The sequence below is a fragment of the Cytophagia bacterium CHB2 genome (assembly GCA_030263535.1).
Lineage (GTDB): Bacteria > Zhuqueibacterota > Zhuqueibacteria > Zhuqueibacterales > Zhuqueibacteraceae > Coneutiohabitans.
Map to the genome: position 1 here is coordinate 1 of SZPB01000398.1, position 5,606 is coordinate 5,606.

Sequence of the window (5,606 nt, forward strand, 5' to 3'; positions counted from 1 at the left end):
CCCGCTTGCGCCAGATAAGCAGCAGCAACCAGGCCGTTATGGCCCGCGCCGATGATGAGGACGTCGTAGGATTTAGGCATTCTTGGCTCTCGTAACATGCACGATCATTTTCGCATTGCTTAAGATTACTTCCAATCTTTCAAAATCTCCAAAGCCGCCAACTTCCCCGGCGCGCCGGTGATGCCGCCGCCGGGATGCGTGCCTGAGCCGCATTGATAATAATTTCGAATAGGCGTACGGTATTTTGCCCAGCCGGCTGCCGGCCGCAAAAAAAACAATTGCGAAAGCGTCAACTCACCTTGAAAGATGTTGCCTTGCGAAAGCCCGGTGGTTTGCTCGATATCCCACGGCGTCATTACCTGGCGATGCAAAATGATGTTTTTGAGATTTGGAATGTATTCCGATAACGTGTCGATTACCGTATCGCCGAGCGCTTCGCGTTGCTGCTCCCAGGTACCCTCGCGCAATTGATACGGCGCATATTGCACGAAGCATGACATGACATGTTTACCCGGCGGCGCCATGTCCGGATCAATCATCGAGGGCAGGATGATGTCAATGTAAGGCCGGCGTGAGAAACGGCCGTATTTGGCATCATCATATGCGCGCTCAAGATAATCGAGGCTCGGACTGATGGAGAAGGCGCCGCGCAAATGCGGCCCATCGCCCGGCAGGCACGCCCAATTGGGCGCGGCGTCCAACGCCAAATTCACTTTTGCCGAAGAGCCGCGAATATTGAAATGGCGAATGGCCGCAGTGAGTTCTTCAGGCAGCAAAGACGGATCAACCAATTTTAAAAAAGTCAGCTTGGGGTCGAGACTCGAGACGATGACTTTGCCATGAAATTCGTCGCCGTTTTCCAAAGTCACACCCACCGCAACCCCGTGCTTCGTGATAACTTGCGCTACCGGCGCATGGCAGCGAATCTCCGCGCCCAATGCGGTGGCGGCGTTTGCAATTGCATTTGCAATGCCGCCGGTGCCGCCCTTGGCGAAGCCCCAGGCACGAAACGAGCCGTCAATTTCGCCCATGTAATGATGCAATAAAACATAAGCCGTGCCCGGCGAGCGCGGGCCGAGAAACGTGCCGATGATGCCGCTCGAGGACAGTGTCGCTTTCAACACCTCGGCTTCAAACCATTCTTCCAGAAAATCCGCCGAACTCATGGTCATCAGTTTCGTAAGGGTATAAATGTTTTCTTCACCCAATCCCAAAACATGTTTGCCGAGATTGGCCAGTCCCATCAAATCTTTGGGATGAAAGGTTGCCGGATCAGGAGGAACGATGCCGAGCATGTATTTCACGGCCTTTGCCATGAAATACATGGTGCGGCCGTAGTCATCGTAGGCCTCGGCGTCGCGCGGCGAGTGCCGCGCAATATCGCGCAGCGTGCGGTAGTGATCCCAATCGCGATACAGATAGTTGCCCTCCGGCGTCGGCGTTAGCGTGCTCGCTAAAGGCAGAATCGTCAAACCATGCTTGGGGAGATCGAGATCGCGAATAATCTCGGGGCGAAACAGGCTGATGACATAAGAAAAAACCGAAAATTTGAAGCCGGGAAAAATCTCTTCGGTAACCGTCGCGCCGCCAACGAGAGGGCGGCGTTCAAGCACCAAAACTTTCTTGCCGCTGCGTGCAAGATAAGCTGCATTCACCAGGCCGTTATGGCCGCCGCCGATCACGATGGCATCATAGGTATTGGGCATGTTTTCTTCTCAACAAATTTTGGGAAGAGTGAAAACGTTTGGTTTCAGCGCAGGCTGAGCTTGTCGAAGCCTGTCGAAGCCTGTCGAAGCCTGTCGAAGCTTGTTGCAGCCCGGTTTTTCATAAAGCCTATTTGCTTTAAGGGTCGCCTATTGTCGGTTTTTTCAAACAACGGATCCCCGTAACAAATGTGCGTACATTTTAGTTGAACTTTGTTTCAGGCGCAAGGCCTAAGTCGAAATTAAGATAATTTTTCTTTACGCAGACCGTGAGCTTTCAAGGTAAATCCCCGCTGATACAGACCATGAGAAGGACTCTCTCCTCAATAGATTTTTGTTGTGCCTTACCTTCGAACTAGCTATTGTTACCCGCACCTGACGTTAATAATTCATTCGTTATTCAAATGCTTTTCAGGGAGAATTACCCATGATGCTTGGCAAAAAACCTTTGCTCCCGCTGGCAGCGCTTATGTTTGGCTTGGCTGGTATAAGCGCGCGTGCCAATAACCTCGCGGTCAAACATGTCGCGCTCAAAAATGATGTGGCGGGCAGTCATGTTTTGATCCAATTCGACTTGAGTTGGGATAACTCGTGGCGGAATGATTTGGCCGGCGCCGGCCAGGCCAAGCCGTTCAACTATGATGCTGCCTGGGTGTTTGTGAAATACAGCACCGACGGCGGCAGCGTCTGGCAGCATGCCACGCTTTCTTCGCATAACAGCGATCATGGCGTAACCGTCGATAACGGTATTCCGGCGGCCCTGCAAGCCGCGCCGGACGGCAAAGGCGCATTCATCTTCCGCGCGCAGAACGGCGCCGGCTCCAACAACTGGGAGGGCGTTGGTTTGCGCTGGAATTACAGCGCCGATGGTTTGACAGGCATTACTAGCAGCACAATTGTCAGTGTGCTGGCGATCGAGATGATTTGGGTGCCGGCCGGGAGTTTTTCGGTCGGCGATGTTTCGCCGAGCGGCATTACGGGTCAGTTTGAATCAGGAAAAAGCAGCCAGCCCTTTGCCGTCACAAGTGAAGATGCGTTGACTCTGGGCGGCGGCGGCGCAAACAGCCTCGGCAATAACAATGCGAAAGGCATGGCCCACAAAGACGATTTCGATGATAGCATCAGCAAGATCCTGCCTGCGGAATTTCCCAAAGGCTTTGCGGCATTTTATGTGATGAAGTATGAAATCACCCAAGGCCAATATGCCGACTTTTTGAATTTGTTGACCAGCACAGAAGCCGCGCGGCGCACGCTTGCCGGCGAGACTGATTATAGCGCCTTTCGCGGCGCGATCACGGGCAATCATCCGGTGTTCGCGGCAACGGCGCCGGAACGCGCATGCAATTTTCTCTCCTGGAAAGACGGCGCAGCATATGCAGATTGGGCAGGCCTGCGGCCCATGACAGAGCTTGAGTTTGAAAAAGCCTGTCGCGGCAAGGAAGAGGTTGTGGCGGGAGAATATGCGTGGGGCGATGATGATATCAAAAAACAAACCGGCCACAATGGCATTGACGGCAGCGGAAGTGAAACGGCCACTCCCGGCGAGGCAAATGCGAATTTCGATAAAGGTATTAACGGCCCGGTGCGCGGCGGCATTTATGCGGCGGCCTCCGGCGGCAGCCGGGCGCAAGCGGGCGCTTCATTTACCGGCGCCATGGAATTGAGCGGCAATGTTTGGGAACGCGTTGTTACCGTGGGTCGAGAGAAGGGGCGTACTTTTACCGGCACACACGGGGACGGTCACCTCACCGCCACTGCGGGTTTTGAAGGCAATGCCACCAATGAAGATTGGCCGGGCATCGACGCCAATCCGGCCAAAGGCGTGACCGGCGCCGAAGGCTCAGGATTCCGCGGCGGCGCGTGGACGGAGAATGCCTCCCTGTTGCGCGTCGGTGATCGCGCTTGCGCGGCAACGCCGGATGCGATACGGTTCAAAAATTTCGGTTTCCGGTGCGTGCGCACCGCGCCGTAAGCTCATCCGATCAACTCTCACAGTTGTGTGTAGACCACGGAATTGACCGATAATATTATCGCAATGAGCCGCCCGCGCAGGCGGGGGCACTTGCTCGGAGAATACAAATGAAAACAAAATTTGCCACGTTCACTCTGCTCAGCGCCCTGTTGCTCACTGCGCCGCTGGTTTTTGCGCAGTATTCCGGCGGCAGCGGCGACGGTTACGTTTCTTCACGCTCGGACGATATTTTATACGAAGGCACAACGCCCATCGTCACCGGCGACGAATTGCCGGATGTGGTGCATCATCTCACTATCAACAATCCCGCCGGCGTCACGTTGAGTAAGAGCATCACGCTCACCGGCACGCTGAGCGTGCTCAACGGCGACTTCAATTTAAACGGCAACGTGATCACGTTGGGCGAATACGCCACCCTGGTGGAGACGCCCGGAAATATCATCATTGGCGGCGGCGGCAATCTCACGGTGACGCGCACGCTCAATGATTTGACCCAGGGACAAAACGTCGCCAACCTGGGGCTAACCATTAAAACTGCTGTTCCGCTGGGTTCGACCACGATTGCGCGCGGCAACGAGCTGCAGCAAATCAATCCCAACAAGATCAGCACACCGCGCTTTTTTGATGTGACTCCGACCAACAATCAAAACCTCAACGCTACGGTCGAATTTCGCTACGACGAGTCCGAGATTGAAGGCGTGCCGGAGGCGGATCTGGCTTTATTTATTTCGCATGACGCCGTGGCACTGGCCAATGCGGCGCCGGTGAAAGGAATGGCCCAAATTGCCGCTGATCCGACCTGGGAGTTCCTTGGCGGTAACGTGGTGTCTTCGACAAAAACGATCAGCAAAGGCGGCGTCGGCGGGTTCTCGCGCCTGGCCATTGCGCGGGGTTATGTTTTATTCGCAGATGAATATGTCAAAATTGACGGCCACAAGTTTTCGCAGGGCGACATTCATTCCAATGGTAAAATCATTTTTGATAAAGGCGACCGAAGCAAGCACACCGGCAACTTGACAGCAGTAAAGTACATCGATATCGAAAAGTATAATACCATCGACGGGAATGTGTATGCCGGGATTTATCTCGATATTTCCAGCCGGGCGACGGTAACGGGTGAAGCGGTTGCGCCGGCGACGGTGGCCAACATCAATTTGCCTACACCGGTTTTCACCGCGCCCCAAAGCGGGAAAGAAAGAGTACCCAAGAAAGGCTCGCTTACGCTGCCTCCCGGCAATTACGGCGAAATCGAAGTCGAAAGCCGCGGAACGTTGTATTTGACTTCCGGCGATTACTTTATCGATGAGCTCGAATGCGATGACGGCGCGGTGATTTCGATTGATGTCGCCAACGGGCCGGTGAATATCAACGTCGTCAGCAAGCTCGAATTCGAAAAGGAAGTTGAGATCAACATCACCCCGCAGGGCCCGGCTGCGAGCAATCAAGTAACCTTCACGACGCTGCAGCACAAAGAGGTCAAGATCGGAGATGAGTCATTCGTTCAGGGCTGGTTGATCGCGCCCAATGCCGAAGTCGATCTCAGAGAAGAATGCGTTTTCAAAGGCTCCATCGTGGCCAAAGCCATCTCGGTGGAAGAAAAAGTGATTCTCGTGCCGCATTCGTATACCTCTGATTTGCCGCGGCCCAAGCTCAGCGCCAGCGGCGAAGTTGATGCAACCGAGGTGACGATCACGGATTACGAATTGTCACAAAACTATCCGAATCCTTTTAACCCCAGCACCACCATCCGCTTCAGCATTCCGCAAGCGGGCGCTGTGCAGTTGGCGATTTACAATATCACCGGCCAGGAAGTTCGCCGCCTGGTTTCCGGCGCGATGAACGCCGGCCGCCATTCCGTGGTGTGGGATGGCAAAGATAATTCCGGTCAAAGCGTGCCCAGCGGAATTTACTTGTACCGCTTGCGCGTGAAC

The 5,606-nt window shown here is 54.4% G+C and carries 3 protein-coding genes; 2 read left to right on the forward strand and 1 reads right to left on the reverse strand.

From position 1 onward, the window contains the following. Positions 1-125: 125 nt before the first annotated feature. Positions 126-1,706 carry an NAD(P)/FAD-dependent oxidoreductase gene (locus FBQ85_25835; protein MDL1878554.1) on the reverse strand — a complete coding sequence of 527 codons (1,581 nt, stop codon included), beginning with the start codon at positions 1,704-1,706 and terminating at the stop codon, positions 126-128. A gap of 424 nt (positions 1,707-2,130) precedes the next feature. On the opposite strand from FBQ85_25835, the gene FBQ85_25840 reads away from it, so the two are divergent. Further along, complete coding sequence (locus FBQ85_25840) at positions 2,131-3,675, forward strand: hypothetical protein (GenBank protein ID MDL1878555.1); 1,545 nt, start codon at positions 2,131-2,133, stop codon at positions 3,673-3,675. Between the two features lie 107 nt (positions 3,676-3,782). Further along, the coding region (locus FBQ85_25845) for a T9SS type A sorting domain-containing protein (protein ID MDL1878556.1) at positions 3,783-5,606 on the forward strand (1,824 nt) is incomplete at its 3' end.